This window comes from Irregularibacter muris, from assembly GCF_024622505.1.
GTDB classification, from domain to species: domain Bacteria; phylum Bacillota; class Clostridia; order Eubacteriales; family Garciellaceae; genus Irregularibacter; species Irregularibacter muris.
The window spans coordinates 39694-66167 of the sequence record NZ_JANKAS010000005.1; the positions used below are offsets into that span (position 1 = coordinate 39694).

Annotated in this window: 25 protein-coding genes and 11 tRNA genes; 5 read left to right on the plus strand and 31 right to left on the minus strand. The window is 37.1% G+C overall.

All coding sequences use genetic code 11. The features are described from left to right. Nucleotides 1–14 precede the first annotated feature (14 nt). The gene (locus tag NSA47_RS07095) at nucleotides 15–299 is read right to left on the minus strand and encodes a hypothetical protein (RefSeq protein ID WP_257530420.1); all 285 of its coding nucleotides are present in this window, start codon (nucleotides 297–299) and stop codon (nucleotides 15–17) included. Between the two features lie 234 nt (nucleotides 300–533). Between NSA47_RS07095 and NSA47_RS07100 the strand changes: the two genes are divergently transcribed. The 4 genes from NSA47_RS07100 to NSA47_RS07115 all read left to right on the plus strand — a co-directional run bounded on the left by NSA47_RS07100 (nucleotide 534) and on the right by NSA47_RS07115 (nucleotide 2781). Next, nucleotides 534–686 carry a hypothetical protein gene (locus tag NSA47_RS07100; protein ID WP_257530422.1) on the plus strand — a complete coding sequence of 51 codons (153 nt, stop codon included), beginning with the start codon at nucleotides 534–536 and terminating at the stop codon, nucleotides 684–686. 495 nt (nucleotides 687–1181) lie between these two features. Beyond that, nucleotides 1182–1340: a hypothetical protein gene (locus NSA47_RS07105; RefSeq protein ID WP_257530424.1), complete on the plus strand. Its 159-nt coding sequence runs from the start codon at nucleotides 1182–1184 to the stop codon at nucleotides 1338–1340. 78 nt (nucleotides 1341–1418) lie between these two features. Then, a complete protein-coding gene (locus NSA47_RS07110; protein WP_257530426.1) occupies nucleotides 1419–1613 on the plus strand; it encodes a hypothetical protein in 195 nt (64 codons plus the stop codon). Nucleotides 1614–1752: 139 nt separating this feature from the next. Then, nucleotides 1753–2781, plus strand: coding sequence for a hypothetical protein (locus NSA47_RS07115; protein WP_257530428.1), 1029 nt, complete (start codon nucleotides 1753–1755; stop codon nucleotides 2779–2781). Here NSA47_RS07115 and yihA read toward each other — a convergent pair. From yihA to NSA47_RS07230, 23 genes are all read right to left on the minus strand, one after another. Continuing rightward, entirely contained in the window at nucleotides 2778–3374 is a 597-nt protein-coding gene (gene yihA, locus NSA47_RS07120; RefSeq protein WP_257530430.1) for a ribosome biogenesis GTP-binding protein YihA/YsxC, read from the minus strand. The two genes, NSA47_RS07115 and yihA, sit on opposite strands and share 4 nt — an antisense overlap. Continuing rightward, entirely contained in the window at nucleotides 3361–5709 is a 2349-nt protein-coding gene (gene lon, locus NSA47_RS07125; RefSeq protein ID WP_257530432.1) for an endopeptidase La, read from the minus strand. The genes yihA and lon overlap by 14 nt, the downstream gene beginning before the upstream one ends. 186 nt (nucleotides 5710–5895) lie before the next feature. Next, nucleotides 5896–6813 carry a hypothetical protein gene (locus tag NSA47_RS07130; RefSeq protein WP_257530434.1) on the minus strand — a complete coding sequence of 306 codons (918 nt, stop codon included), beginning with the start codon at nucleotides 6811–6813 and terminating at the stop codon, nucleotides 5896–5898. Nucleotides 6814–6959: 146 nt separating this feature from the next. Further along, entirely contained in the window at nucleotides 6960–8258 is a 1299-nt protein-coding gene (gene clpX, locus NSA47_RS07135) for an ATP-dependent Clp protease ATP-binding subunit ClpX (RefSeq protein ID WP_257530436.1), read from the minus strand. Nucleotides 8259–8282: 24 nt separating this feature from the next. Continuing rightward, nucleotides 8283–8867: an ATP-dependent Clp endopeptidase proteolytic subunit ClpP gene (gene clpP / locus NSA47_RS07140; RefSeq protein ID WP_257530438.1), complete on the minus strand. Its 585-nt coding sequence runs from the start codon at nucleotides 8865–8867 to the stop codon at nucleotides 8283–8285. A gap of 27 nt (nucleotides 8868–8894) precedes the next feature. After that, nucleotides 8895–10181, minus strand: coding sequence for a trigger factor (gene tig, locus NSA47_RS07145; protein WP_257530440.1), 1287 nt, complete (start codon nucleotides 10179–10181; stop codon nucleotides 8895–8897). 227 nt (nucleotides 10182–10408) lie between these two features. Further along, a tRNA-Gln gene (locus NSA47_RS07150) sits at nucleotides 10409–10484 on the minus strand. Nucleotides 10485–10491: 7 nt separating this feature from the next. Then, nucleotides 10492–10568: transfer RNA gene (locus NSA47_RS07155), tRNA-Arg, on the minus strand. Between the two features lie 23 nt (nucleotides 10569–10591). Further along, nucleotides 10592–10665, minus strand: a tRNA-Gly gene (locus NSA47_RS07160). Between the two features lie 6 nt (nucleotides 10666–10671). Then, nucleotides 10672–10746: transfer RNA gene (locus NSA47_RS07165), tRNA-Gly, on the minus strand. A gap of 13 nt (nucleotides 10747–10759) precedes the next feature. Then, a tRNA-Leu gene (locus tag NSA47_RS07170) sits at nucleotides 10760–10844 on the minus strand. Between the two features lie 18 nt (nucleotides 10845–10862). After that, nucleotides 10863–10938, minus strand: a tRNA-Lys gene (locus NSA47_RS07175). Nucleotides 10939–11040: 102 nt separating this feature from the next. Further along, nucleotides 11041–11116, minus strand: a tRNA-Gln gene (locus NSA47_RS07180). 14 nt (nucleotides 11117–11130) lie between these two features. Continuing rightward, a tRNA-His gene (locus NSA47_RS07185) sits at nucleotides 11131–11207 on the minus strand. A gap of 16 nt (nucleotides 11208–11223) precedes the next feature. Then, nucleotides 11224–11300: transfer RNA gene (locus tag NSA47_RS07190), tRNA-Arg, on the minus strand. 7 nt (nucleotides 11301–11307) lie between these two features. Next, nucleotides 11308–11381: transfer RNA gene (locus NSA47_RS07195), tRNA-Gly, on the minus strand. 43 nt (nucleotides 11382–11424) lie between these two features. Continuing rightward, nucleotides 11425–11501, minus strand: a tRNA-Pro gene (locus NSA47_RS07200). Between the two features lie 226 nt (nucleotides 11502–11727). Beyond that, nucleotides 11728–12198: a metallophosphoesterase gene (locus NSA47_RS07205; RefSeq protein WP_257530442.1), complete on the minus strand. Its 471-nt coding sequence runs from the start codon at nucleotides 12196–12198 to the stop codon at nucleotides 11728–11730. Next, on the minus strand, nucleotides 12195–12812 hold the full coding sequence (locus NSA47_RS07210; RefSeq protein WP_257530444.1) for an XTP/dITP diphosphatase: 618 nt from the start codon (nucleotides 12810–12812) through the stop codon (nucleotides 12195–12197). The genes NSA47_RS07205 and NSA47_RS07210 overlap by 4 nt, the downstream gene beginning before the upstream one ends. Nucleotides 12813–12891: 79 nt before the next feature. Continuing rightward, nucleotides 12892–13638, minus strand: coding sequence for a ribonuclease PH (gene rph / locus NSA47_RS07215; RefSeq protein WP_257530446.1), 747 nt, complete (start codon nucleotides 13636–13638; stop codon nucleotides 12892–12894). 95 nt (nucleotides 13639–13733) lie between these two features. Then, complete coding sequence (locus NSA47_RS07220; protein WP_257530448.1) at nucleotides 13734–14753, minus strand: GerMN domain-containing protein; 1020 nt, start codon at nucleotides 14751–14753, stop codon at nucleotides 13734–13736. Between the two features lie 206 nt (nucleotides 14754–14959). After that, complete coding sequence (locus NSA47_RS07225; RefSeq protein ID WP_257530450.1) at nucleotides 14960–15943, minus strand: AIR synthase family protein; 984 nt, start codon at nucleotides 15941–15943, stop codon at nucleotides 14960–14962. A gap of 87 nt (nucleotides 15944–16030) precedes the next feature. Further along, a complete protein-coding gene (locus tag NSA47_RS07230) occupies nucleotides 16031–16627 on the minus strand; it encodes a hypothetical protein (protein WP_257530452.1) in 597 nt (198 codons plus the stop codon). A 254-nt stretch (nucleotides 16628–16881) separates the two neighbouring features. Between NSA47_RS07230 and NSA47_RS07235 the strand changes: the two genes are divergently transcribed. Beyond that, nucleotides 16882–17052 (plus strand): hypothetical protein, encoded by a 171-nt coding sequence (locus NSA47_RS07235; protein ID WP_257530454.1) that lies wholly within the window; start codon nucleotides 16882–16884, stop codon nucleotides 17050–17052. Between the two features lie 122 nt (nucleotides 17053–17174). Here NSA47_RS07235 and NSA47_RS07240 read toward each other — a convergent pair whose 3' ends face one another. From NSA47_RS07240 to NSA47_RS07270, 7 genes are all read right to left on the minus strand, one after another. Continuing rightward, complete coding sequence (locus NSA47_RS07240; protein ID WP_257530456.1) at nucleotides 17175–18557, minus strand: hypothetical protein; 1383 nt, start codon at nucleotides 18555–18557, stop codon at nucleotides 17175–17177. A gap of 69 nt (nucleotides 18558–18626) precedes the next feature. Further along, nucleotides 18627–20276, minus strand: a complete 1650-nt coding sequence (locus tag NSA47_RS07245; protein WP_257530458.1) for a hypothetical protein — start codon at nucleotides 20274–20276, stop codon at nucleotides 18627–18629. Between the two features lie 112 nt (nucleotides 20277–20388). Then, nucleotides 20389–21354, minus strand: coding sequence for an ABC transporter ATP-binding protein (locus NSA47_RS07250; RefSeq protein WP_257530460.1), 966 nt, complete (start codon nucleotides 21352–21354; stop codon nucleotides 20389–20391). A 2-nt stretch (nucleotides 21355–21356) separates the two neighbouring features. Next, nucleotides 21357–22379: an ABC transporter ATP-binding protein gene (locus NSA47_RS07255; RefSeq protein WP_257530461.1), complete on the minus strand. Its 1023-nt coding sequence runs from the start codon at nucleotides 22377–22379 to the stop codon at nucleotides 21357–21359. 13 nt (nucleotides 22380–22392) lie between these two features. Then, nucleotides 22393–23331, minus strand: coding sequence for an ABC transporter permease (locus tag NSA47_RS07260; RefSeq protein WP_257530463.1), 939 nt, complete (start codon nucleotides 23329–23331; stop codon nucleotides 22393–22395). 14 nt (nucleotides 23332–23345) lie between these two features. Next, on the minus strand, nucleotides 23346–24266 hold the full coding sequence (locus NSA47_RS07265) for an ABC transporter permease (protein ID WP_257530465.1): 921 nt from the start codon (nucleotides 24264–24266) through the stop codon (nucleotides 23346–23348). Nucleotides 24267–24783: 517 nt separating this feature from the next. Further along, nucleotides 24784–26412 carry a peptide ABC transporter substrate-binding protein gene (locus NSA47_RS07270; RefSeq protein ID WP_257530466.1) on the minus strand — a complete coding sequence of 543 codons (1629 nt, stop codon included), beginning with the start codon at nucleotides 26410–26412 and terminating at the stop codon, nucleotides 24784–24786. Between the last annotated feature and the right edge of the window lie 62 nt (nucleotides 26413–26474).

Here is a 26474-nt window from a genome sequence, read left to right on the forward strand (position 1 = left end):
TTTTAAAAATCCTCTTATTTTTTTAACATTCCTTTAAGAAGTTTTGCTACTTTCTGAAGTTTTTTCTGCTCTTCAGGGCTTAATTGCTCCTTCATTTCATTAATCATTTTTGCTTTTTCTTCCCTAGTTGAATTTTTATTTATCTCTTGTACCTGCTTGAACATCTCTTCAAATTTATCCTTTTTTTCTCCATCAAGATTATTATATCTCTCTTCCAATTGTTGGGATAATTTTTCTTTATCTTCACTTTTCATTTCCTTTGCTTGATTAACCAATTGTTCCATCATTTTATCATCCATGGTCTTTCCCCCTTTGTTCTATTATTTACTATTCTATGCATCCTGTTGTTCCATAGTGACAATTATCGGTGGTATTATATTTTATTCTTGCCTATCACATATATGACTTTTTATTTTCACCCTTTTTCCTGTTCACACATAGTATGGAAATAAATACAAAAGAAAAATTCTTTTTGACTCCCGTAACACCCCCGCTATAGAAAAATAATTATAATCCATAAAGGAGGGATTTGAATGGGATTCTTATCTAGTTTTAAAGGAAATGAAGAGAGTTTATTATTCTTCTTCCTGCTACTTGTTATTATCTTTGATAACGGTGGTTGGTTTGGAGATGGAGATGAAAGCTTACTGTTCTTCTTCTTGTTATTAGTCATCTTATTCCAATAAGTTAAGAAGGACTATAAAGTAAATAACTCTATAGGATGAGACACATATCTCATCCTATAGAGTTATTTACTTATGATGAGATATTCTGTTCACCAACCTAGGCATCTAAACATACTATGTAATGAGCAAAATTATATAATTAAAATAAGAGGAGGTTTCAATATGGGATTTTTTAAAGATGGCTGTGACGAAAGCTTACTGTTTTTCTTCCTGCTCCTAGTTATTCTTTTTGATAATAGCGGATGGTGTAATAATGTAGACAATGATAGCTTGTTGTTCTTCTTCTTACTGTTAGTTGTTATATTATGCAACTAGAAAATAATGAACCGGAAAAGGGTGAGAATAAAAAATTCTCACCCTTTTCCGATTCATTATTATTTTTAAATCTTTTTTGGTTTTGTTATCACCAATTATCTCCTACCTGCATAATATACCAATGAGGGTAAGGTAGAAATCCTAATCTGATTTTATTATTTTATAAGGAGGAATAAGTTCATGGCTTTAGCAAATATGTTTCGTGGAAATGAAGAAAGTTTATTATTTTTCTTCTTATTATTAGTCATTCTCTTTGATAACAGTGGATGGTGTGGTGAAGAAAATAGTGAAAGTTTATTATTCTTCTTCTTGCTATTAGTTGTTTTATTTACCAAGTAGATTAAATTATTTCTCAACAATTGATTCATTCAGGTTACAAGGTTTATATCCATAATACTTATTAAAAGGAGGATTTTAATGTCTGGATTTTTAGATGGATTTTTTAAAGGTGACAATACCATTTTGCTTATTTTAGTAGTGTTCTTTTTATTAAATGATGACGGTTGCGGTGGTGGATTTGGCGGATTATTCGGAGACGATAACATCATACTTCTGATTTTAGTCATCTTGCTCCTCAGCGGCGGGGGCGGCGGCTTCTGTTTTGGTAAATAGGTACAATTACCCCATCAATCTGATGGGGTAGTACTATTTTTTGGTCTATTTTAAAATTCAGTTATAGCCTACCTATGTGATGAATAGATATTCTAGTAAACACTAGTTGTAAATTATTTAAAGGTTAGGAGGCATATACATGGCAGATAAGAACAAGGAAGAAATCTTAGAAAATAAAGCCACTACGGATGGTCTAAGTAAAAGCAACCCTATAGGACAACATCCTGCTTTATTATTTTTTGTTTTTCTTTTGCTCATTAATAAATTTAGCAGGCGGGGAGGCGCTCTAAGAGAAATATCCTATGGCTCAGGGGATGAATTTGTTGTAGATATGGATAAAAATCCAGCTTTTCCCCTAGAAAAATCCGAGAATAAACAAAATAGGGGGAAAAAGTCAATTTTAAACATTCATGATCCTCAAGACTTTTTGGGTATGGTGGAACGAATAAAACCCTATATGGATGCTAAAAACCAATATATACTTACTATATTTGATCGGTGGAGGGGTTTACTTAGGGATATGAATAGCTTATCAGATTTTGATTCTCCCTCCAATATACAGGATTCCTCTTCAAAGAATCCTGGTGATATTCTAAATCTTCTAGAGGATTTAAGCCCCTTTATTCACCAGGACTACCATAGTGAGGTGCAACAAATTTCCAAGGGAATTAAAAATATGATGGAAATACAAACCAATATTCACAACCTGCAAAATACTTTCACCCATATCAATGGGATTCAGGACAATGCCCAAAAGATCAATCATTTAATTGATGCCATAGAGCCCTTTATGCCCAAGGAAAAAGCAAGTACCCTAAGCCAGTTTAAAAATCTCTCCAGAATGATGGACGTCATGAAAATGGCCGATGTGGTTTCTAAAAGCACCGATCAATCTAGTCAGACAACAGAAGGGAATAAAGGAGAAGGTCAAGACAAAGAATCCAATTTTATGGAGCTTTTAGACATACTGGACTCGCCACCTCATCCTGATCAGATACCGGCTCCAGCTACCATAGATCCCCCCGCTCCTGAGCATATTGAAAATCCAATAGAAGATAGAGAGCAACCACCTCAAGAAGCATCCTCTGAAGACATAGAAGATAGGGATACTATGGCAGAATTTGTAGATGCCATAGAGGGCGAAGATATAAGTCAAGACCAATCCTAAGCAGGATTGGTCTTTAATATGTCTTCAAGAAATTGCCAAATCTCTTCTTTTCCTGTTTTATCTTGGGCCGAAAAGGTAAATAAGGCATCCCCTTTATTTAATTGTAAATCCTCTTTGATCATCTTCTTATTTTTCTGGTGCTGAGACCTTTTGACTTTATCCAATTTGGTTGCAATGACAGCTGTTTTGATCTGAAAATGTTTTAACCATTGATACATAGCAATATCGTCCCTAGTAGGGGGATGACGAAAATCCACCAGTAAAAGCACACATTGTAAATTTTCCCGAATGCTTAGATATTTTTCAATCATTTGTCCCCATTTTTCCCTTTCTTTCTGAGACACCTTGGCATATCCATAGCCCGGCAAATCCACAAAACGAAACATTTCATTGATCAGGTAAAAGTTCATGGTTTGGGTTTTTCCCGGTTGGGAGCTTGTACGGGCCAAGGCTTTACGATTTATCATGGCATTGATAAAGGAGGATTTGCCCACATTGGAACGCCCTATTAGGGCAAATTCTAATAATTCATCCGAAGGATATTGGGCTTCTTCTACTGCACTTATGATGATTTCAGCCTTATTTACTTTCATCTTTTATCCCTTCCTTAAATACTTCTTGAATGACCTCATCCATATTGTCTACTAGCCTAAAGGTGAGATCTTGGCGTACATTTTTTTCGATTTCTTCCAAATCTTTTTCATTGTCCTTAGGTAAAATAATGGTGGTAATGCCAGCTCTATGGGCAGCCAACACCTTTTCTTTAATCCCCCCTACGGGAAGAACTCTACCCCTTAGGGTGATTTCTCCAGTCATGGCAATATATTGGGGCACAGGTTTCCCTGTGAGGAGGGATATAATAGCAGTAGCCATAGTGATGCCCGCTGATGGCCCATCTTTAGGAATAGCGCCCTCAGGAATGTGTAAGTGGATATCTAAGTTTTTATGAAAATCTTCACCAATATTTAATTCTTTGGTTTTAGACCGAATATAACTAACTCCTGCCTTAGCAGATTCTTTCATCACGTCTCCTAGTTGCCCTGTAAGCGCCAACTTTCCGTTACCTAGCATAGATACTGCTTCAATAGTCAAGGTATCTCCCCCTACAGGTGTCCAAGCTAGGCCTGTCACCATGCCCACCTCTGCTTGTTCTCTAATGCTTTCATAACGATACTTAGAAATTCCTAAAAACTTAGAAAGATTTTTGCTATTTACTGTGACACTTGCCTTATCCTTCTCTACAATTTCCTTAGCAATTTTACGACATACAGTAGCCAATTGTCTTTCTAGATTTCTAACTCCTGATTCTCTAGTATAAGAGATAATGATATCCCTTAGGGTTTCCTCTTTCATCCGTATATTGGATTTTTTTAATCCGTGTTCCTTTAGTTGTTTGGGCAATAGATATTTTTGGGCAATATTCAGTTTTTCCTCTTCGGTATAACCAGAAATATAAATAATTTCCATACGATCCAACAACGGTCTAGGTATAGGCTCTAGAGAATTGGCGGTGGTAATAAACATCACCTTGGATAGATCAAAGGGAAGTTCTAGATAATGGTCAGTAAAGCTGTGATTTTGCTCAGCATCTAATACTTCCAGCAGGGCTGATGCTGGATCTCCTCGAAAATCTTGACTCATTTTATCAATTTCATCCAATAGGAAAAGAGGATTTTTAGTCCCCGCTTGCTTTATTCCCGAAATAATTCTTCCAGGTATAGCGCCTACATAGGTCCTCCTATGGCCTCTAATTTCTGCTTCATCTCTTAAACCTCCCACCGACATTCTGACAAAATTTCTATTGACTGCCTTTGCAATAGAGCGAGCAATGGAGGTTTTACCTACTCCCGGTGGTCCAACTAAGCATAATATTGATCCCTTTATAGATTGGGATAGTTGAAGTATGGCCAGGTACTCTAGCACTCTTTCCTTAACTTTTTCAAGAGCATAGTGTTCTTCATCTAATATCTCTCTAGCATTTTTGATATCTAATCTATCTTCAGTTTCTTTATTCCAAGGTAGATCCAATATCCATTCCACATAATTATGAATTACTCCTGTTTCCGCTGATCCACTGGGTAATTTGGCTAAACGGTTTAATTCTCGTTCAACTTTTTCCCTTACCTCCCCCTGTAGCTCAAGTTGGTCCATTTTATTTTTATAATTTTCTATCACAGAAGTAGTCGACTCATCTTCCCCCAGCTCATCTTGGATAATTTTCATCTGTTCTCTTAAATAGTATTCTTTTTGTATTTTATCAATATGATTTTTTACTTTGTCATCGATGTTTCTCTCGATTTGCTGAATTTCTATTTCTTTTATAAGTTTACCATATAATAATTCTAAGCGTTTTTTAGGCTGAAAAGTTTCTAGTATTTCCTGCTGTTCTTCAATATCCAATTCTAGATTGGTGATGATAATATCTGCCAGCTGACCACATTGTTCTATAGTGGAGATGGTTAAAAGAGTATCGGGCAATACCTTTTTGCTTAGTTTCATATAATCTTGAAATCTATCAATAACTAATCGTATAAGGGCTTCACTTTCTTTGTCTTTTGTCTCTTCATAAACTACATTTTCAATTTCACCCATCATATAGGGTTCTTCCTGCAGGATTTCCTTTATGGAGCCTCTATTTTGTCCTTCTACTAACACTCTAATGATATTGCCAGGCATTTTCAATAATTGTTTGATTTGGGCAATGGTTCCCGTAGGATAGATATCTTCCTTTTGGGGATCATCAATTTCAGCATCTTTTTGGGTGACTAAAAATACCCTTTGGTCCCCTACCATGGCTTCCTCTAACGCTCGGATAGATTTTTCTCTCCCTACATCAAAGTGGATTACCATTTCAGGAAACACACATAATCCCCGTAGGGGAATAATCGGTAGTTTGTATTCATTGATTTCCTTTATTTTCTCCTCCATAGTTTTCACTCCGTTCTATTGATAAAATTTATCTATGTTTTGAATATTAACTTGTTAGACTAGTTCATTTCTATTTATCCTTCTTACTTTTTCTATTGCCCATTCTTTAGACACTGACTCAAATATTATAACCTTTATCCTCCCTCTTTTCAATGAAATCCATGTATATCCCAAGATTCACACCCTTTATTGATTATAAATTTCTAATCTGGTGATGATTTCTTCAATGTGTTTTATAGCTTTAAATGAATGGGAAGAAATATCCTTAGATAGGTTTTTCATGTCTTTTTCATTATCCCGGGGATAAAAAATGCTGGACCTATTCTCCTTTGCCAAGATTTTCACTAGATTATTCATGTTAGATACAGCTTGTAGTTTTCCTTTTTTATCTATCCCCCCCAGGATTAGGGTTGATGGGGGTAAAGCTTTATTGATTATTGCACTATATATAGATACAATAAGGCCAGCTTCCCATTGTCCATGATTTTCAGGTTTTTGGGGATAAAATTTTATAAAGATATCATAGTCTTTTATGAAATCTCCTAGGGGAAAAGGAGAAATATCTATCATCTCGCCAGATATTATTCTGCCTTTTCTTCTACCGACGGGGACAGCACAACATTGTATTTTGATCTTTTTTATTTCCCCTTCTATTGTTCCTAAGGTATAGATTATCCCTATTTGACTTTTATCAAAGGTAAATAAGAGAGGGGGAATATATTTTACGTCCTCCAAAACAGCAAAGGTTCTCCCCTGATTAAGTGCCCTTTGCATGAGAATGCTAAAGGAATATAATAGCTCATTAAAGTTCTTGGCCCTATGAATAAGCTCTACTTGACTATCCTCTTCCATATAAAATTCTGTTGCCTCCATAAAACTCTGCAACAAATTTCTTTTATCCTCCTGACTATGTATTTCCTTTTTCAGCTTTCCTTCTATTTTTTTGTGAAGGGGCTTGTCTAGTCTGTAAGATCTTTCTTTCCTAAGCTTTGTCATCTCTATTATTTTTTTGTTCTTCTTCCAAAATATTTTGGTTTTTTCTATATATAAGATAAAAATACTTAGAGCAAAAAAAATCAGAACAGCTATGGTTAAAGCCTTCATCAAACCATCCCCCTGTTCTTTATCCTACCCAGTCAATGTCTACTAAAACCCTTAGACTTGTATAAATAGTATTCTCTAGGTTTTAATATTTATCCTTTTCTTAGCAACAAAGAAGGCAATCATACCTAGATGATTGCCTTTTATACTTATGAAACACTTTCTTCAGGATTGCTTTCTCCATCCTTTGAAGATGTTTTGTTCTTTTTCTTTGCATTTGCTTCACTAACAACTAGTGTAGGCTCTGAAGCCTTGGTAATGGTCTCTTCGGTGATAATACATTTTTCCACTTCATCTCTAGAAGGAATTTCATACATCACTCCTAGCATGATTTCTTCTAGGATCGCTCTAAGACCTCTGGCCCCTGTTTCTCGCTCTATGGTCCTTTGGGCTATAGCTTGAAGAGCTTTTTCATCAAATTCTAACTTAACCCCATCCATTTCAAATAATTTCTTATATTGTTTTGCCAAGGCATTTTTGGGCTCAAGTAAAATCTCAACTAAAGCTTTCTCATCCAAGGAATCTAAAGTTACGATTACAGGTACTCTACCAACAAACTCTGGTATAAGGCCATATCGTAATAAATCCTGGGGCAAGATATGCTTTAATGATTCTCCTACACTTTTTTGTTGTTTACTTTTTACTTCTGCCCCAAAGCCCATGGAGTTTGTACCAATGCGCTTTTCTATAATTTTGTCTACTCCATCGAAGGCTCCACCACAAATAAATAAAATATTGCTGGTATCAATTTGGATAAATTCTTGATGGGGATGCTTTCTTCCCCCCTGAGGAGGAACACTAGCTACAGTACCTTCTAATATCTTTAAAAGAGCCTGTTGCACACCTTCACCACTAACATCTCTGGTAATAGAGGGATTTTCAGATTTTCTAGCAATCTTATCAATTTCATCAATATAGATAATTCCTCTTTCTGCTCTTTCAATATCATAATCAGCTGCTTGAATAAGCTTGAGCAGAATATTTTCTACATCTTCCCCTACGTAACCAGCTTCTGTGAGAGAAGTAGCATCCGCTATGGCAAAGGGTACATTTAATATCTTGGCTAGGGTTTGTGCTAGCAAGGTTTTCCCTGAACCTGTAGGACCTAACATAAGAATATTGCTCTTTTGTATTTCAACATCATCATTTTTTAATTCGGAATTTATTCTTTTGTAGTGATTGTATACAGCTACTGACAAAGATCGTTTCGCCCTGTCTTGGGAAACTACATATTCATCAAGAATACTTCTGATTTCCATTGGTTTTGGAATTTCCCTAGACTGGGTATCAAACTCTTCGTCAAATTCTTCCTCAATAATCTCCTGGCATAGTTCAATGCACTCATCACATATATAAACGCCAGGCCCTGCTACCAAACGTTTTACCTGATCTTGAGACTTTCCGCAGAAAGAACATTTCAATTGTTTTTTGTCATCAAATCTTGACATCGCTTCACCTCATTAATTAAGACATTATTTATTGGAGGTAATCACCTGATCAATGATACCATATTCTTTAGCTTGGTCAGCAGACATAAAGTAATCTCTTTCTGTATCTCTTTGAATTTTCTCTAAGGGTTGCCCTGTTCGGTTGCTTAGAATATCATTCAATTTGTTTTTAATTTTAAGGATTTGTTCTGCATGAATTTGGATATCTGTTGCTTGCCCTCTAGCACCTCCAAGAGGTTGGTGAATCATTATTTCGCTATTAGGTAGGGCAAATCTTTTGCCTTTTGCCCCAGCGGTCAATAGGAAAGCCCCCATAGAGGCTGCCATACCAATACAGATAGTGGATACATCACATTTGATATATTGCATGGTGTCATATATGGCAAAGCCAGCTGTTACAGAACCTCCTGGACTATTAATATACAATTGAATGTCCTTATCAGGATCTTCTGCCTCTAAAAACAACATCTGAGCAACAGCTAAACTGGCTGTAACATCATTAACCTCTGAACCTAAGAAAATAATTCTTTCCTTTAATAATCTTGAATAGATATCGTAGGATCTTTCTCCTCTATTGGTTTGCTCCACAACCATTGGTACTAAACTCATATTATCTCCTCCTTAAATACCCATTAATTATACGGTTTTACTATTTTCCATTAAAAAGGCAATAGACTTTCTTCTTTTTATAGTATCTTTCACATAATTAATTTGAGTATCTTTAAAATCTTTCTTTAATTTCTCTACTTCCTGACCATATTGTTTTGCCAAGGTTTCCATTTCTTCCTCTAATTCTTCCTCTGTAGCTTCAATATTTTCTACTTCAATAATTTTTTCCAAGGTAAGATCTGTTTTAAGTTTCTTTTCTGCATCGCCTTTTAGATTGTCTTTAAATTGACTTTCATCTACATTGGTGTATTTGAAGTAGTCATCTAGATTAATACCCTGCATCCTTAGTTGGTAATCGAAATCTTCTAACATTCTTTCTACTTCCATTTCCACCATAGCTTCGGGAATTTCCATAGAAGCATTTTCAATTACCTTGGCGATAACTTCATCTTCAATTTCATGTTTAATCCTATGTTCTTCTCTTTCTTGGATGTTTTTCTGAATATCATTCTTTAATTCATCTAAAGTATCAAATTCACTAACATCCTTTGCAAACTCATCATCTAAAGCAGGGTATTCTTTTTCTTTTACTTCATTTAACTTGACTTCAAAAACTGCTGGTTTTCCGGCTAATTCTTCTGAATGATAGCTTTCTGGGAAGTTTACTTCTACCTTAGTTTCCTCCCCTACATTTACCCCTACTAATTGTTCTTCAAACCCTGGAATAAATTGACCAGATCCAATCTCTAGAGAATAGTTATTGCCCTCTCCACCTTCAAAGGCCTCACCATCCACAAATCCTTTAAAGTCTATGATGACTGTATCTCCTTCTTTTACTGGTCTATCTTCTATAGCTACTAATCGAGCATTTTTTTCTTGCATAGCTTCTAATTCTTTCTCAACATCTTCATCTGTAACATTATACTCTTTTTTCTCTACTTCTATTCCTTTGTATTCTCCTAATTCAACTTCGGGCATTAGAGCTACAGTAGTTTTAATGACAACTCCTTCTTTTCTACTCATGGCTTCGATGTCTATATCTGGTCTTGCTACAGGCTCTAAATTATTTTCCTCTATTGCTTTTTTATAGGCTTCTGGAAAAACAAAATCAAAGGCATCTTCATAAAAAACACCTTCTCCATATTGCACTTCAATAATTTTCATAGGGGCTTTCCCTTTTCTAAAACCTGGGATATTAAATCTCTTTACGTTTTTCTTATAAGCCTTTTGCATAGCTTTCCCAAAATCTTCAGGAGATACCAAAATCTCAAGGGTAGCTACATTGTTTTCTATCTTTTCCATTTTTGAACTCATTTATGCTTTCCTCCCTATATCTTATCCTTCTGTAAAAATTTACAAAATTATATATTTTTAGCTACTACATTATAACACAAATCTTTTATTTATCCAACAATCAAGTATGTAAGGGATATATATTGTAAAATCCTTTATAGTATGCAAAAAAGACCACAATTCTATTGTGCCCTTCTCTAATGATAATAATGAAGTTTTTACCGCTCATCTGGTTTTACATAAAAAAATGGCTGGGGTAGCAGGACTCGAACCTACGAATGCCAGAGTCAAAGTCTGGTGCCTTACCGACTTGGCTATACCCCAACGTTTATGGCGCGCCCAGTAGGATTCGAACCTACGACCTCCAGATTCGAAGTCTGTAACTCTATCCAGCTGAGCTATGGGCGCATATTATATGCTTTTTATAAAAATGGAGCGGGTGAAGGGGATCGAACCCTCGCAACTGGCTTGGAAGGCCAGGGCTCTACCACTGAGCTACACCCGCGCATTATGGAGCGGAAGACGGGATTTGAACCCGCGACCCTCGCCTTGGCAAGGCGATACTCTACCACTGAGCCACTTCCGCATGTTGATTAAAATGGTGCGGGAAACAGGACTTGAACCTGCACGTCATTTGACACTAGATCCTAAGTCTAGCGCGTCTGCCAATTCCGCCACTCCCGCAGATAAAATAAATAAAGATGGTGACCCATCGGCGACTCGAACGCCGGACACCCTGATTAAAAGTCAGGTGCTCTACCGACTGAGCTAATGGGTCAGGTAGATATTAAGTGTCATTGTTACGATTTAATATGATTTTGGCTTTCTGCCCATACCAACTGGGCAAATGCGTCAAATCATAGAATAATTTTAAATAAAATGGCTGGGGTAGCAGGACTCGAACCTACGAATGCCAGAGTCAAAGTCTGGTGCCTTACCGACTTGGCTATACCCCAGCGACAAGTATAAATGGGGTGAGTAATGGGATTCGAACCCACGGCCTCCAGAGCCACAATCTGGCGCTCTAACCGACTGAGCTATACCCACCATGATAAAATTGTAATGGCGTGCCTGCAGGGATTCGAACCCCGGACCTACGGCTTAGAAGGCCGTTGCTCTATCCAGCTGAGCTACAGGCACAAATTAATGGAGCGGGTGAAGGGGATCGAACCCTCGCAACTGGCTTGGAAGGCCAGGGCTCTACCACTGAGCTACACCCGCGCATATTGTTAATGCATATCTGGGTAAGATATTTTGGATTAAATGGTCGAGGTGGAGGGATTCGAACCCCCGGCCCCATGGTCCCAAACCATGTGCGCTACCAAACTGCGCTACACCTCGATTTCATGCCGTCTTAGCGACAAGATTTAGTATAACCCATATCTATAAAGTTGTCAATAGCTTTTTTTAATATTTCTTTATTTGTTATGGGGATAACTTTCTATGGTTACCCCTAACGATATTTTATTATATACTATATCCATTGATTTGTAAACTGTAATTTTTCATCATCATAAATTTATTGTTCATATAAAATCCAAGATCCTTCACGTGCATTTTAGACAGATTATAGTTCATAGATTTGAGGGTAGATTTCCCCCTCTTCGATTTCAATAATACCATAGGTAGCATTAGACACTCCCCTTGGATATGTGGTACTCCCAGGGTTTAGAAATAATATCCCCTGATACCAAATACTTACAGGCATATGGGTATGGCCAAAGAGCACTACATCGGCATCCCATTCTAAGGCCTTATAATAGATATTATTATATCCATATTTTATATGGTATTTGTGACCATGGCTAATAAAAAACTTTTTCCCGTTGAGCTCAATGACCATTTCTTCTTCATCATCTGTAAGATCACAATTGCCTTTTACAGCAATATAGGTTTTATTCAATCTCCCAAATAACTCCTGTGCATCCTTTATATAGTCCCCTAGATGAATATATAGATCCACTTCCCCCATTTTTTCTATAGCCTGTTGAGCTAGGGTGAGATTTCCATGGCTGTCACTAATTACCCCTATCTTCAACTTGCACCCTCCCTTTCTTTTCTCTTTTCCAAAATTTTTTTTAGGTTTTTAAGTGCTATAGCTCGATGACTAATTTTATTTTTTTCTTCATCCTCTAGCTGACCAAAAGTCTTGTTGAATTCGGGAACATAAAATAAAGGATCATACCCAAAACCATTTTCTCCCTGGGGTGTATATGCGATAACACCTTCACATTTACCTGTCACCACAATTTCCCCTCCCTCAGGATAAACAACCGCTATGGCACAATAAAATCTTGCACTTCTATCTTTTAGTGGAATTCCCTCTAATTCTGTCAGTAGCTTTTCATTGTTTTTTCTGTCATTACCATGCTCTCCTGCATATCTGGCGGAATATACTCCCGGTGCCCCCTCTAATGCGTCTACCATTAGACCTGAATCATCAGCTAACACAATTTTATCTGTATATTTACTAAGAGCGTGGGCCTTGATTAGGGCATTTTCTTCAAAGGTTTGCCCCTTCTCTTCTACATCTATGCCTATTCCTTCTTCCTGCATAGATGTGACTCTAAAACCCAAGGGAGATAAAATAGATTTTACCTCTTCTACCTTATGGGCATTGCCTGAAGCTATTATTATATTTAATTCACTCATAGGCTCCTCCTGATATCATATGTTATTTATCCTAAAATTTTTGTTCTAATCATTTTTCAAGGAAAATGTATAAGGAATTTTATTCCATATGTTTTTCCTCATGAAAAATTTCACCTAAAGCACTCTTTTGTTTTTGAATGAGTTCCATTACACCCTTTTCTCCTAATTCTAATAATTTTGATAATTCATCTTTGCTAAAGGGTGCTTCTTCTCCGGTCCCCTGAATTTCGATAAACTCATTTTTATCCGTCATAATGATATTCATATCTATCTTGGCACTGGAGTCTTCCAGGTAGCAAAGATCTAGCCTCGCCTCTTCCTCCACCACACCTACACTAACTGCAGCCACAAAATTATTTATAGGTAACTTTTCTAATTTTTTCTCCTGTATCAGTTTATTTAATGCATCTACCATGGCAACAAATCCACCAGTAATAGAGGCTGTCCTAGTACCACCATCAGCTTGAATAACATCACAATCAATCCATATCGTCCGTTCTCCTAGCTCTTTTAAGTTTACCGCCGAACGCAATGCTCTACCGATTAAACGTTGAATTTCTTGAGTACGCCCTTCTACCTTTCCCCTACTGGATTCTCTTATTTTTCTATGATGGGTAGAGCTTGGCAACATACTATATTCTGCTGTTATCCATCCCTGCCCAGCTCCCTTTAAAAAAGGTGGTACCTTTTCTTCCACCATAGCCGCACATATTACCTTAGTATCCCCTGCCTCTATAAGAACAGAGCCCGTAGGGTGCTTCAAATAGTTTCTAGTAATCCTTATTTCCCTTAGTTCATCATTTTTTCTTCCATCACTTCTTACCATCTTGTCCACTCCTTTATGAATAATACAGGTAGATGATAGAGGATTTACATTTCTTTCTGCCTTCTCCCCTCTACCTTCTACCCATTATCTTTTTCTTAATAAGTATTTGCAAAAGTTGGAATTGTTATTGGATCACTACCCAATTGACTGATTGCTTTCCCTTCTACCATAAGTCTTACTCCTGTTACCCCTTCAAATTCCTTTAGAGTAAGTCCAACGGCCTTTGCTATATTTTTCATTTCCTCCACATCCTCCATTTTGGATAAATGCTCAGAAAAATTCACGTAGGCTACTCCTGATTCAATGTTCACCCCATAAACTGTAGTCCCCTCAGGAATATTCAATTGAAGTTCTGCAATTTCGCCTTTAGAAGATATTAATTCTTTTACAGCAGACTCAATATTCCTTGCGTTGGCCGCAACTTTTTTCGTCACTGGGACAAAATATGTATATTGCCCTGTGGGATTATTATATAGATATAGGGTCATCTTTGCATGTTCACCTTCTATATCATTATTAAGTGCATTGATATTTCCTCGCCCAATGGGCTGGCTTACATCTGTGCCATAGGTTAGTGTTTCTAATATCTTATTATCTACCATAATTTGTACATTATCTATTGTTTCAAATTCAGTTAAAGTATATACAACAGCCATAACCATTTTTTCTTCCTGGTCCTTACTTTCCACCTTCAATACTTCGCCAGTGAGGTTTACATTTGCTAAACCACCTTCTTTAATGGCGAGTTCAATTTCTGTATTGGCAGGCAACACGGGTTGTAGTCCTAGAGCTTTTAAATCACTTCTATTTTCTGGACTATCCACCAATGCATTTAAAGCTGCTACAGCAATTCCTTCCACTCTAGGTATCTGCCTGACAACGGGTACCACATATCCCGTGCTATCGGTATAATAAAGTGTTGTTTGGCGACTATTTTCATCCGGTACTTCCAAGTTTTCCACGTCCTCTATGGACAGGTCTTCATCCAAGGGGTTCTCTTCTTGCTCTGGTTCTCCAAAGACATAGCTTTTAAATATGTCAACAGGGTTACGACAGCCTGCAAGCAAGAGAGAAAACACCAATAGTAATAATAAAAAATAAACCCCCTTCTTCATTAACTTCCCTCCTTATATCATGCTAGGTGAAATTGCATAGTTAGAAACAAAGCAGCATGCAATATTCTTCCTTTTAACATTTATATTAAAGAGAAGTAATGAGTATGAATGAATAAGGTATTTTAAGTGTCTGTTTTATTTTACCATACCTATTTCAGGTTTCAATCAAAATATGCCTTGCAAGAAAAGGTGCGGTAGAGGTCATACTATATCACTTTGAAAAGCTCATCACTTTTAGGAGGTTGGAGAGGTATTTTTTTGCCATTCCTGACTATTACCGATTTCCCTTCTATCACCTTCCCTATCACTGTAGCCTGCAATCCTTTTTCCTTGAATTTTGCCAATAGTTTCTCAGTATGATTGGTGGTCATCACCATAACCCCACTGGATATCAGTCCTAGGGGATCAATACGAAAGTGCTGACATATTTCCCGGGTAACTTTTTTAAGGGGGATTTGTTCTTCTTGAATTTCCACCCCTACTTGAGAGGCCTCGGCTAGTTCCCAAAGAGCTCCTAATATTCCTCCCTCTGTAACATCGTGCATAGCCGTGACACCTACTTTTCCTGCCAATATTCCCTCTTGTACTGCGCTTATGTCCTCCATAAAATTCATGGCTTCTTGTAATTTTTCCTCATCAATAACATCTTCTAATTCTCTTTTCTTATCTCGGGCTAAAATAGCTGTGCCCTCTAGCCCTGCCCATTTGGTCATAATAACATCATCACCGTATTTTGCACCGTTGCTGGTGATCATATGGCGTTTTTTCCCCTTTCCTATACAGGTAGTAGAAACCACCATACGGTTTACGGCAGTGGTCACTTCTGTATGTCCACCAATGATTTCTACATTTAAAGCCCGGGCTATTTTTTTTGCATCATTTAAGACCTGGGAAATATCCTCTATATTCGAGTTCTCCGGCGCTAAAATGGTTAATAAAATCCCCAGAGGTTCCACCCCATTGGAGGCTACATCGTTACAGGAAATATGTATGGCGAGCTTTCCTATAGAATCTATTGCTCCCGTGATGGGATCAGTGGACAGAACACATATTTCTTCTCCAAAATCAATAACACTACAATCTTCCCCAACACCTGCTCCCACTAATATTTCTTTTCTTTGAGGCTGTATTTTGGAAAGTATATTTTGTTCTAATAAATGTGTAGGTAATTTCCCGATTTCCAAGATCATCATCCTTTCATGCTGTTCATGCCCTATTATACTACAAGTCCATCACTGATTACATAGTTTCTTGTTGTATAGGAAGTCAGTCCTTTTCTATTGGCTAATTTTTTTGTAGTGCTGTTGCCATTTTGAAGGTGTAAACTCACAGTGATCAGTGACTATCATCAGACATTGTATATCTCGGGGAGCAATATCATGAAAGATCATGACTTCCTCATCATAGTTCTCCCTCAAATCCCTTTTTATGGTCAGATTTTCCTTAAAGGATAGGGAATTTTCCCAATATTCCCAAGCTCGCCGATCCCCAAACTTCTCCATGTATTTTTTAGCCTGGTTGAATTGTTGGATATCCTGTAAAATAAAAGGATCATAAATTTCATTAGCTAAATTTTCATTGGCAATCCAGCATTTATCCTCCTGAATTTTCATGGCCAATAAAGCAGAATGGGAATGCCAATGAGTATCTTTTTTAAAATTCAGGGAAGCAAATATAGCTTTTTTCCTTATAACCCATGGGGGAATATTATTGGGTTTATATTGATCCAAAAACTCATTAAAATAAAAATATTTATTCCCTGAGGAATTACTTCTTCCTTCCATAGATATTCCAGTATCCAATATCTCTTGTAAATAATTAATATTTACGAGATGGTATACCATCTTTGTTTTTTCATAATGTGGAAAAATCACTGAATAACTCCTTTCTTTTTACCGTAAGTAGATGATCGATAGGGAAATAAGTTGAAATCTTAATAAAAATTACACCTTCCTTTGATTGTAGTTCCTTAGTATTTTTTATTAAAAATCCGAGTTATTTCCCTATAGATCATCCATAAGTGTTGCACATTTTTATTATTGCCTTGAAATATGGTAATATTTATAGATTTTGTAGGGTTATTATTTTTCTCATTCTGGACAAACTATTTTCATAGGAGGTGGTTTTTTTGACCATTATTAATTGTACAGCTACTTGTATTTACGAGGAGGATGGGAAATGCTCATTGGATCATGTAAAAACTACTGCATGTACAGCTGATCAGGATTGTGGTTTTTTCAAAGAACGAAGGCATAAAGAAACCTTAAAATCCCCTTCTACCCTGCCTAAGGAATCTTAAGGTCTTATACTTAGCATTTTATTTTTAGAGATAGATGATAGAAAGCAATGAAGTAAAACTGCACAATGGCTGCTGCTTATATCTATCATTGATCTAACATCTATCTTCTCTCTAATCAGGATTTAAATTAAAAACATGGCTACAATCGTGGTGACTCCTAACCCAATCATAACGGGATAGAAGTTTCTTCTAGCCAAATCCATAGGATCTACTCTACAAATCGCTGCAGCAGGAATGACACTCCAGGGTACAATGGTTCCTCCTCCTACCCAAATTGCTGCAATTTGCCCTAAAGCTCCTAGAACTGCAATACTCCCCTGAACCGCAGTGCCGAAAACCTTGGCTAGTGAACCGGCTAAGGACATCCCAGAGAATCCAGATCCATCTAATCCTGTTATACCCCCTACCACCGTTTCAGTAATGGCTACCATTGGCGTGTTTAGAGGTACGCTATTGGCCAATAAATTTCCCATATCCGAAAGGATACCCTGGCTACCGGCTGGTAATATCCCCTCTCCGAAAACGGCTTGGATGGGTTCAATTTCTCCCATATAGAAAAAGGCAGCAATGGGAATAATAGGGGCAAAGATTTCCATACCAAATTTAAAACCTTGTATAACATATGTTGATACTTTATCTAAGGACTGCTTTCCGTGGGCCAAAATGGTGAAAATAATTAATATGGCGCTAGCTGTTCCCCCTACCAAAGCTGTTGCATCTCCTCCTGTTAAGTTAAAGGCAAACATAATAACAATATCTAGGGCAAAGGCTAAGGGTACAGTATATGCCGCCCATTTTGCTACTGGTCTTATTTCTGATGGATCTATTTCTTTGAATTCATCTAGGGCTTGCTTTGTTTCTATTTTGCCGTTTTTCATATCCCTTTTTAGCAATATAAAGGCTGCTATCACCGTTACAACACCCATAACCACCACTAAAGGGATCCCCTTTACCATGATGTCAGTGACTTCTACCCCTGCAGCTGATGCTGTTATGGTAGGTGCCCCTTGAATAATGTAGTCACTGGATAAGGCTATTCCGTGACCAAAGAGATTAATGGCTACAGCTACACCAATAGCAGGTAATCCCACCTTTAATGCTACAGGTAATAATACTGCTCCTACTAGAGCCGTAGCTGGCGAAGGCCAGAAGAACCATGAGATAAGCAACATGGCAATACCAGCAAACCAAAAAGCAATATTAGGATTTTTAATAATTTTGGCAGCTGGTGCTACCATCAAGGCATTTGCTCCTATATCTTCTAACATTTTTGACATAGATACAATTATGGAGATAATAAATATTACGCCAATTAACTCAATACCTGCCACAATTAAGCCATCAAACATTCCCCTAATTCCGCCGACTATAGATTGAGTACCTATTACTCCCATAATAAATACTCCTACTATACTGGGAATTACGATATCCTTACGCATAATCATAATGGCCAATATAACCAATATTATGATGACATAGGTCCAGTGTAACATTGTAATTTGCAATATAAAGCCCTCCTTAAATAAGATTTTCTATCATCTTATGTATAAGGAGGGTAATGTGTGCTGGCTTCATCAGGCTACCAGATAGGGTGTATAGATTAAATTGGTCAGTAAAGTATCAAAGAGTATATAGAAAAGATATAACCCAATAGCGCTTATCTTTTGCCCTTTATTTCTTTCATCTCTATCAAATAAGTAAATAGGGAGTAAGGATATTATGCTTGTCACTATAGGAATAATCAACATGCTCCCTGAAAACTGAAGACTTGAAGGCATGATTTCTAAGGCTAAGGGTCTATAATAAAAATCAAAGGTAAAAATCTTAATAATGTTATAGACAAGCCCTCCCAGGCCTAAAAGTAAATATTTTTTCTCTCTTAGTTTTCCTATATTAAAAAATTCTGCTGCCCCAACAAGCATGAGGGAGGGAATCTGGTAGATAGCCCGGGTCAATAGGTATAAAAGACCATAGGCCAGTGCCATCAGGGAAATCCCCAATCCTTTTATCCAGTCCTCTTGGGTAACGCCTGAGAATTTTTCTATAGCCTGGGGATTGGTGGATGCTATCTTTACCTCATACTCTCGAGAAGCCCTAATATCTGTCCACACCAATAATGTATTGGTATCATCAGACAAAACCTTCGGATGATTTGAGGTATAGTCGGTCGAAGTTATTCTTTGGTATTCTATCATTTCACCTTTATTAAAATGTACTACAAAGACATCATTCCCATTCTCTCTACGGGTATCCGCCCATTCACTGGCTAAATATAGATCTACAGTGGAGTCATGGCCAACAGGGTTGATTTTTGTAGTATATTGACTTGCCTTTCCCCACATAATAGGTAATTCTATTTTTTGTACTTTTTTTTCTGTTAAACTATTTATCTCGGGAAAATAAATATACTCACCATAGGATTCTGCACCTCGACTATCCCATTTATTTTCGGTATACCACAGGTATAAGTCCTCAGATAAAGAGGTAATCTTTAAATCCCCCATTGTATATTTATAAAGATATTCCACAGTATGTACCTTAGTATTTTGTACGGTTTTTATGTGTTTATCCTTAACCTGCAACTGCAGGACATAGATATCATCGGTTACCTCGTCTTTTTGCAAGGAATAAGCAATATAAACATTGCCCTTTTCATCACTGGATAGAGCTATTTTTTTCATTTTATCCTTGACTTTCAAATTGAATATTTCCTCGGTGTTCTCTTGAGTTAAAATTTTCAGATTATGTTCCGTGGCTACCAATAATAGTTTCTCCTCTTGGAGGATCTCAAAGTCTATAATTCCTTTTTCTTCTACTACCTTCCTGCTTCCAAACTCAAGAGATTCTTTTGTAAAGGAGGCCTGGTATAAAGCATCTCCCTCTTGCCAAATAAGCTGATTCCCTAATATCATTTTCTTTTTTACCCTATCTATTTTCTCATAGGGTGGCTTTATCTGCTTGGTATAATCCACTTCTCCATCATCAGCCAAAACAACAGCATCCATATCCTTTTCTAAATCATAAAGAATTATGCTATGATTGTTCTTATCTGAGGTAATCAAAGGTGGTCGATTATAAAAAGTAGTGCCAATACTTTGTTCTCTACTCCATTTATCCCATGGTCTAGTACTATAAAATTCTGCCCATTGATATGTATGAAAAAATAAAATAGCAACAATCATCAGTATCACGACTATAATACCCCTGTTTTTCAACAATTTCATGATATCACCTCCACTTGAAATCTTCAGAACAGCACAAAGACCATTCTCCACAACCTATCTACTTCTAAGCTTTTACAGATATAAGAAATCACCAGCATAATGCTGGTGATTATTATTGATCCATTAAATGACAGGCTACAAAATGTCCTGGTTTCACTTCTTTATATTCAGGAGTTACCTGGTGACATATGTCCATAGCATATTTACATCTTCCTACAAATTTACAACCTTGAGGAGGATTAATAGGACTAGGTACATCTCCTTCAAGAATAACTCTTTCTCTTTTCTTCTCAATCTCAGGATCAGGAATAGGTATAGCCGAAAGTAAAGCTTGGGTATAGGGATGTAATGGATTATTGTATAACTCTTCACTGGTAGTAAGTTCCATAATATGTCCCAAATACATAACCGCTATTCGATCAGAGATATGCTTTACCATGCTAAGATCATGGGCAATAAATAAATAGGTAAGACCCATCTCTTTTTGTAATTTTATTAATAAGTTAACAACTTGAGCCTGAATAGACACATCCAGAGCGGAAATAGGCTCATCACAAATGATGAACTTAGGCTCTATGGCAAGAGCCCTTGCTATCCCGATACGTTGTCTTTGTCCACCACTAAATTCGTGGGGGAAACGACTGGCATGTTCCTTATTTAGGCCAACAATTTCTAATAATTCATATATTCTAGCCATTCTTTCTTTGCCCTTATAAAGTCCGTGAATATCTATCCCTTCCCCTACAATATCTCCTACAGTCATACGAGGATTTAAAGATGCATAGGGATCTTGGAAGATCATCTGGGTTTCCTTAGCGAAACCTTTTAATTCTTCCTTATTCATAGAATGAATATCTTTTCCGCCAAAAACAACTTGCCCTTCTGTGGCATCATATAATCGGATAATGGTTCTCCCCGCGGTGGATTTTCCACAACCGGATTCTCCAACCAGTCCCACAGTTTCTCCTTCATAAATATCAAAATTAATGCCGTCTACTGCCTTCAATACCGCATCTTTCCCAACGACAAAGTGCTTTTTCAAATTTTTTATTTCAACAAGCTTTTTTCTTCCATTCATGATTATTTGCCCCCTTTCTTTACAGGGTTTTCAACTTTTGGTGCTAGGGGGTGTTCTAACCAACAAGCCACCTTATGGTCTTTGCCTACTTCTACTGCCTCAGGCATATGCTTCTTACAGATATTCATGGCATACTCACACCGGGATGCAAAGGGGCACCCTGCTGGAGGCGCAAACAAGTCCGGTGGTGTTCCTTCAATAGGATCTAACTCTTCCTTATTTTCCAAATCCAATCTAGGCACTGATTTCATCAATCCCCAAGTATAGGGATGTCTTGGATTTTTAAATATTTCATCCACAGGACCACTTTCTACAATTTTCCCTGCATACATTACAATAACCCTTTGAACTACCTGGGCCACAACCCCTAAATCATGAGTGATCAAGATAATCGAAGTATCCAATTGTTTTTGTAGATCCTTCATTAAATCTAAGATCTGGGCTTGAATAGTTACATCAAGGGCAGTGGTAGGTTCGTCGGCAATAAGCAATTTGGGATTACTTGCCAGAGCGATAGCAATCATAGCTCTTTGTCTCATTCCTCCACTAAACTGATGAGGGAATTGCTGAGCCCTTGTTTCTGGATTGGGTATACCTACAACCTTCAACATTTCAATGGCTTTTTTTGCTGCATCAGCTTTATTCATATGCTGATGCTTCATCAATCCTTCAGTAATCTGCTTTCCCACAGACATGGTTGGGTTTAAGGAGGTCATCGGATCTTGGAAGATCATTCCTATATCAGAACCTCTAATGCCTTCCATGGCTTTATCTGAAAGCTTTGTCAAATCCTTATCACCAAACAATACCTGACCACCTTTAATTCTTCCTGGAGGCATAGGTATAAGTCTCATAATCGATTGGGCAGTTACACTTTTCCCACAGCCGGATTCTCCTACTATGGCAACCGCTTCACCTTTTTCAATATGGAAGGATACGCCACGAACTGCTTGTACTTCACCTGCATAGGTATCAAAGGATACTTGCAAGTCTTTTACTTCTAATACATTTTCCTTTTTTTCCACTTGGCTCCCTCCTTTATTTTCTTAGGCGTGGGTCTAAAGCATCTCTAAGCCCATCTCCAAATAAGTTAAATGATAACATGGTAATACTAATAAGAATCGCTGGTATAATCAATTGATAGGGATAAAATCTCATCACCCTAGCTCCGTCATTGGCTAATATCCCCCAGCTAGCATTAGGTGGTCTAACCCCTAAACCGATATAGCTTAGGAAGGCCTCCCCAAAAATAGCCGATGGTATAGTCAAAGTCATATCAACAATAATAGGTCCCAAAGTATTAGGAATTAAATGTTTCATGATAATTCTTGAAGTATTTGCCCCTAAAGTACGGGCTGCCAATATAAACTCTTGTTCTTTTAATTGTAATACTTGCCCTCTTACCAAACGAGCCATTCCCAACCAACTGGTGATACTAAAGGCAATGATGATGGTAGTCACTCCTGGATCCAAAACAATCAATAGCAAAATATTGACCAGCATTGCCGGTATGGTGAGCATGACATCTACAATTCTCATCATGATATTGTCGACTTTCCCTCCATAATATCCTGCAACACCGCCATAGATAACTCCTACAATAACTGATACAAAAGCAACGACAATTCCAATGAGTAGAGAAATTCTTCCCCCTCTCCAAGCTCGAGCGAATAAGTCTCTACCTAAACTATCTGTTCCAAAATAATGACCCTCTGTCATAGGTTTAAAATTTGTTTTTTCGATATACTGTTCAAAATAATTATATTTTGTCATATAAGGTCCCACAAGCACCATAATAGAAACAAGACATAAGATGATTAGGGAAAGCATAGCTAATTTGTTCATTTTTAACCTTCTCCAGGCATCCTGCCAATAAGTCATACTGGGTCTTATAATTTGTTGACTATCTTTAAGGTTCTTTCCAACAACTTGAAAATCATCCTTTGAAAATTCTACTGCATGATTTGCACTATTCATTCTTTCCCTCCTCCCTAACTAGCAATCTTAATTCTTGGATCAACCAATCCATAGGCGATATCTACCAAAAGATTTAGTACTACCAAGAAAGTTCCATAGAATATTGTGGTACCTAAAATAACTGGATAATCTAATGTGTTAATGCTTTGTACAAAGAATCTTCCGAGTCCTGGAATAGCAAATATATTTTCCACAACAAATGTTCCTGTTAAAAGTACGGCTACTTGAGGTCCTAATATGGTAATAATCGGAAGTATAGAGTTTCTAATCACATGTTTAAATACAATAGATAACCGATTTAAACCTTTGGCCTTTGCTGTTTTGATATAATCCTGTCCTAAAACATCTAAAGTAGTCGCTCTCATCATTCTTGCTTGGGAAGCGAGTACGCTGGTACCTAGAGCGATGGTAGGCATAATGGTGTACATAATACCCTTCCACTGTCCTACTGGGAACCACCGTAATTTTACCCCAAAGGCGTACTGGAGTAATGCCCCGATAATAAAACTAGGTACCGATACGCCGATTACTGCAATAATCATGGTGACATAATCCACCGTCTTATTATGATTGAGGGCGGCCAGAACTCCCAGAGTTAAGCCTAGTACAACCCCATAAACCAAGGCCTGCATACCAAGATGTGCAGAATAGGGGAAGGCTTGGGCAATAATTTGGTTTACTGTACGGGTTTTGTACTTAAGAGAATGTCCCAAATCTCCCTTAGTTAAGTTTTTCAGATATGTTCCATATTGAACAATTAGTGGTTTGTCTAATCCATAGTACTTTTTCATATTTTCTAATATTTGCGGTTGAACTTTCTTTTCATCTGCAAATGGATTCCCTGGCACTGCATGCATTAAGAAAAAAGTGATGGTCGCCAGCACCCAAATTGTGATTAGTGAAATTCCAACACGCTTCAAGATATATCGAAGCATATTTTTTTCCTCCATTCTTGATCATGTTGATATCCAGCAAATAAAGTGTATAAAGAATAAAATGTTTGACATACTAATAATATAGATGTATTATGCCCAATAAAAATATTTAAGGAAATTGCATAAATAATCTTTTTCTGATTGTTTGGAAAAGATATCTATACAATAGTTGGACCAATAGTATGACGTAATAGAGTGATAAAGTGTTCATCATGTCCTTCAGAAAATGGATCTTGCGATTTCCTCGAATTATTCATGAAACCCTATTTGCAATACACTTAACTTCCGGATAATCCTTATGAATACAACTTGTTTCATTGAGCTCGATTTTATAATTATACCATATTTATAATTCTTTATCTAGATTTTTATCTCCCATAACCTAGATTTACCAAAGAGTAATTGTGAACTTTTTGTGAAAATTCTATATTTAATCACAAAGGTATGTGAAGAAGCTTCTTCACATACCTTTGTCTTAAATAGTTAATATTTTTTAGTTGTTATTGTATAATTATTCTTATTGTGCTTCAATGTCTCCAAACATCCAATCTGGGTCTGGGTTGAAGGCTCCTCTTGAAATACCAGTTACTCCATCAGCTACAGTATATACTCTAACTCTATGGTATAGTGGTGCAATTGGCATACCATCCATTAAGATTTCTTCAGCTTCTGCCATTAACTTCATACGCTCAGCATTGTCAGCGCTTGCTTTCGCTGCTTTAATCTTTTCATCATAATCTTTGTTAGAGAATTTTACTTCGTTGAAAGTACCGTCAGTTACCCACATATCCATGAAAGTCATTGGATCATCATAATCTGGACCCCATCCGGATAATACTACATCATAGTCCATTTTGTCAGATCTGTCTAATCTTACTTGGAATGGAACTGGAGTAGCGTCAATTTCAACTCCTAGATTCTTTCTCCAATTTTCTTGAATGAATTCTGTAGACTTTGTGGACATTTCTCCATCATCTGTTAAGAATTCAAATTTTGGTAAAGAGTCTAATCCTAATTCTTCTAATCCCTTTGCTAAATATTCTTTAGCAGCTTCTGGATCATAAGTTTTGAAATAATCGCCTTTATATTCTTCTCTAAAGGATTTTTCATTCCCCATAAGCGCTGGGTTTACAAAGTTAGTTGCTGAAACATAAGGAATTTGCCATACATTTTTGATATAGTTATCTCTATCAATTGCTAAAGTAAGGGCTTTTCTAATGTTTTCATTCTTAAATGGTTCGTATTTCTCACCGTTGAACATCAAGTAGAAGGTACCTCCATCATGATATTCTAAGGCTTTTCCTTCTTCCATATATTTTTCAGCGAATTCTCCACTAAGACCTACCATATCTAATTCGCCAGTTTCATACATATTGATCGCTGTAGATGCATCTCGTACAATAGGTGTAATTACCTTTGTAAAGTTAACTTTTTCTTTATTCCAGTATTCTGGGTTTGGATGATATTCTAATTCACTATCATGATCCCATCTTGCAAGTACGAAAGGTCCATTATATACCATCTTGTCTGGGTCTGATGCAAAAGCATCGCCATGCTCTTCCACAACATCTTCTCTAACAGGTAGATAAGTACCAAAGGTTGTTAAAGATTTGAAGTAGGGTGTAGGTTGTTTTAAAGTAACTTCTAGAGTTTTTTCATCTAGAGCCTTAACTCCTACATCATCTGCAGAACCTTCACCAGCATTGTACTCATTTCCGCCTTTAACATAGTCTCCAATGATAAAAGCATATTTAGAAGCAGTTTCTGGATTTAAAGCTCTCTTCCAAGCATATTCGAAGTCATGGGCTGTTACAGCTTTGCCATCGCTCCATTTTGCATCTCTTAAATGGAATGTCCAAGTTAATCCATCTTCACTTACATCTGGTTCACCTTCAGCCATACCGTCTACATATTCACCATTATGATATCTGTAAAGTCCTTCAAAAATTCCTTGACCGATTGTAAAGGAAATGGTGTCTGTAGTTTTACCTGGATCTAATGCAGGTGGCTCATCAGCTTCTGGAAAACGAAATACTTTTTCCACATCAGCATCTGCACCTTTTTCGCCGCCGCCGTCACCAGCACAACCGGCAAACAATGTTGCTACCATGGTCAATACGACCAATAATACTACTAGCTTTTTCATGTTCTTTCCCCCTTCTATTCTTTTCTTTGCTTTTTTGTTCACCAGCAAAGCTGGCTAAATAG

What these genes read in the sequence shown, in the direction of transcription:
- clpX (WP_257530436.1), bottom strand. Translation starts at nt 8,258, where the DNA reads ATGTCAAGATTTGATGACAAAAAACAATTGAAATGTTCTTTCTGCGGA.
- clpP (WP_257530438.1), bottom strand. Translation starts at nt 8,867, where the DNA reads ATGAGTTTAGTACCAATGGTTGTGGAGCAAACCAATAGAGGAGAAAGA.
- NSA47_RS07130 (WP_257530434.1), bottom strand. Translation starts at nt 6,813, where the DNA reads ATGAAGGCTTTAACCATAGCTGTTCTGATTTTTTTTGCTCTAAGTATT.
- NSA47_RS07270 (WP_257530466.1), bottom strand. Translation starts at nt 26,412, where the DNA reads ATGAAAAAGCTAGTAGTATTATTGGTCGTATTGACCATGGTAGCAACA.
- NSA47_RS07100 (WP_257530422.1), top strand. Translation starts at nt 534, where the DNA reads ATGGGATTCTTATCTAGTTTTAAAGGAAATGAAGAGAGTTTATTATTC.
- NSA47_RS07210 (WP_257530444.1), bottom strand. Translation starts at nt 12,812, where the DNA reads ATGAGTGAATTAAATATAATAATAGCTTCAGGCAATGCCCATAAGGTA.
- NSA47_RS07115 (WP_257530428.1), top strand. Translation starts at nt 1,753, where the DNA reads ATGGCAGATAAGAACAAGGAAGAAATCTTAGAAAATAAAGCCACTACG.
- rph (WP_257530446.1), bottom strand. Translation starts at nt 13,638, where the DNA reads ATGGTAAGAAGTGATGGAAGAAAAAATGATGAACTAAGGGAAATAAGG.
- NSA47_RS07095 (WP_257530420.1), bottom strand. Translation starts at nt 299, where the DNA reads ATGGATGATAAAATGATGGAACAATTGGTTAATCAAGCAAAGGAAATG.
- yihA (WP_257530430.1), bottom strand. Translation starts at nt 3,374, where the DNA reads ATGAAAGTAAATAAGGCTGAAATCATCATAAGTGCAGTAGAAGAAGCC.
- NSA47_RS07105 (WP_257530424.1), top strand. Translation starts at nt 1,182, where the DNA reads ATGGCTTTAGCAAATATGTTTCGTGGAAATGAAGAAAGTTTATTATTT.
- NSA47_RS07225 (WP_257530450.1), bottom strand. Translation starts at nt 15,943, where the DNA reads ATGATCTTGGAAATCGGGAAATTACCTACACATTTATTAGAACAAAAT.
- NSA47_RS07260 (WP_257530463.1), bottom strand. Translation starts at nt 23,331, where the DNA reads ATGAATAGTGCAAATCATGCAGTAGAATTTTCAAAGGATGATTTTCAA.
- NSA47_RS07110 (WP_257530426.1), top strand. Translation starts at nt 1,419, where the DNA reads ATGTCTGGATTTTTAGATGGATTTTTTAAAGGTGACAATACCATTTTG.
- NSA47_RS07250 (WP_257530460.1), bottom strand. Translation starts at nt 21,354, where the DNA reads ATGAATGGAAGAAAAAAGCTTGTTGAAATAAAAAATTTGAAAAAGCAC.
- NSA47_RS07265 (WP_257530465.1), bottom strand. Translation starts at nt 24,266, where the DNA reads ATGCTTCGATATATCTTGAAGCGTGTTGGAATTTCACTAATCACAATT.
- NSA47_RS07220 (WP_257530448.1), bottom strand. Translation starts at nt 14,753, where the DNA reads ATGAAGAAGGGGGTTTATTTTTTATTATTACTATTGGTGTTTTCTCTC.
- NSA47_RS07245 (WP_257530458.1), bottom strand. Translation starts at nt 20,276, where the DNA reads ATGAAATTGTTGAAAAACAGGGGTATTATAGTCGTGATACTGATGATT.
- tig (WP_257530440.1), bottom strand. Translation starts at nt 10,181, where the DNA reads ATGAGTTCAAAAATGGAAAAGATAGAAAACAATGTAGCTACCCTTGAG.
- lon (WP_257530432.1), bottom strand. Translation starts at nt 5,709, where the DNA reads ATGGAGGAGAAAATAAAGGAAATCAATGAATACAAACTACCGATTATT.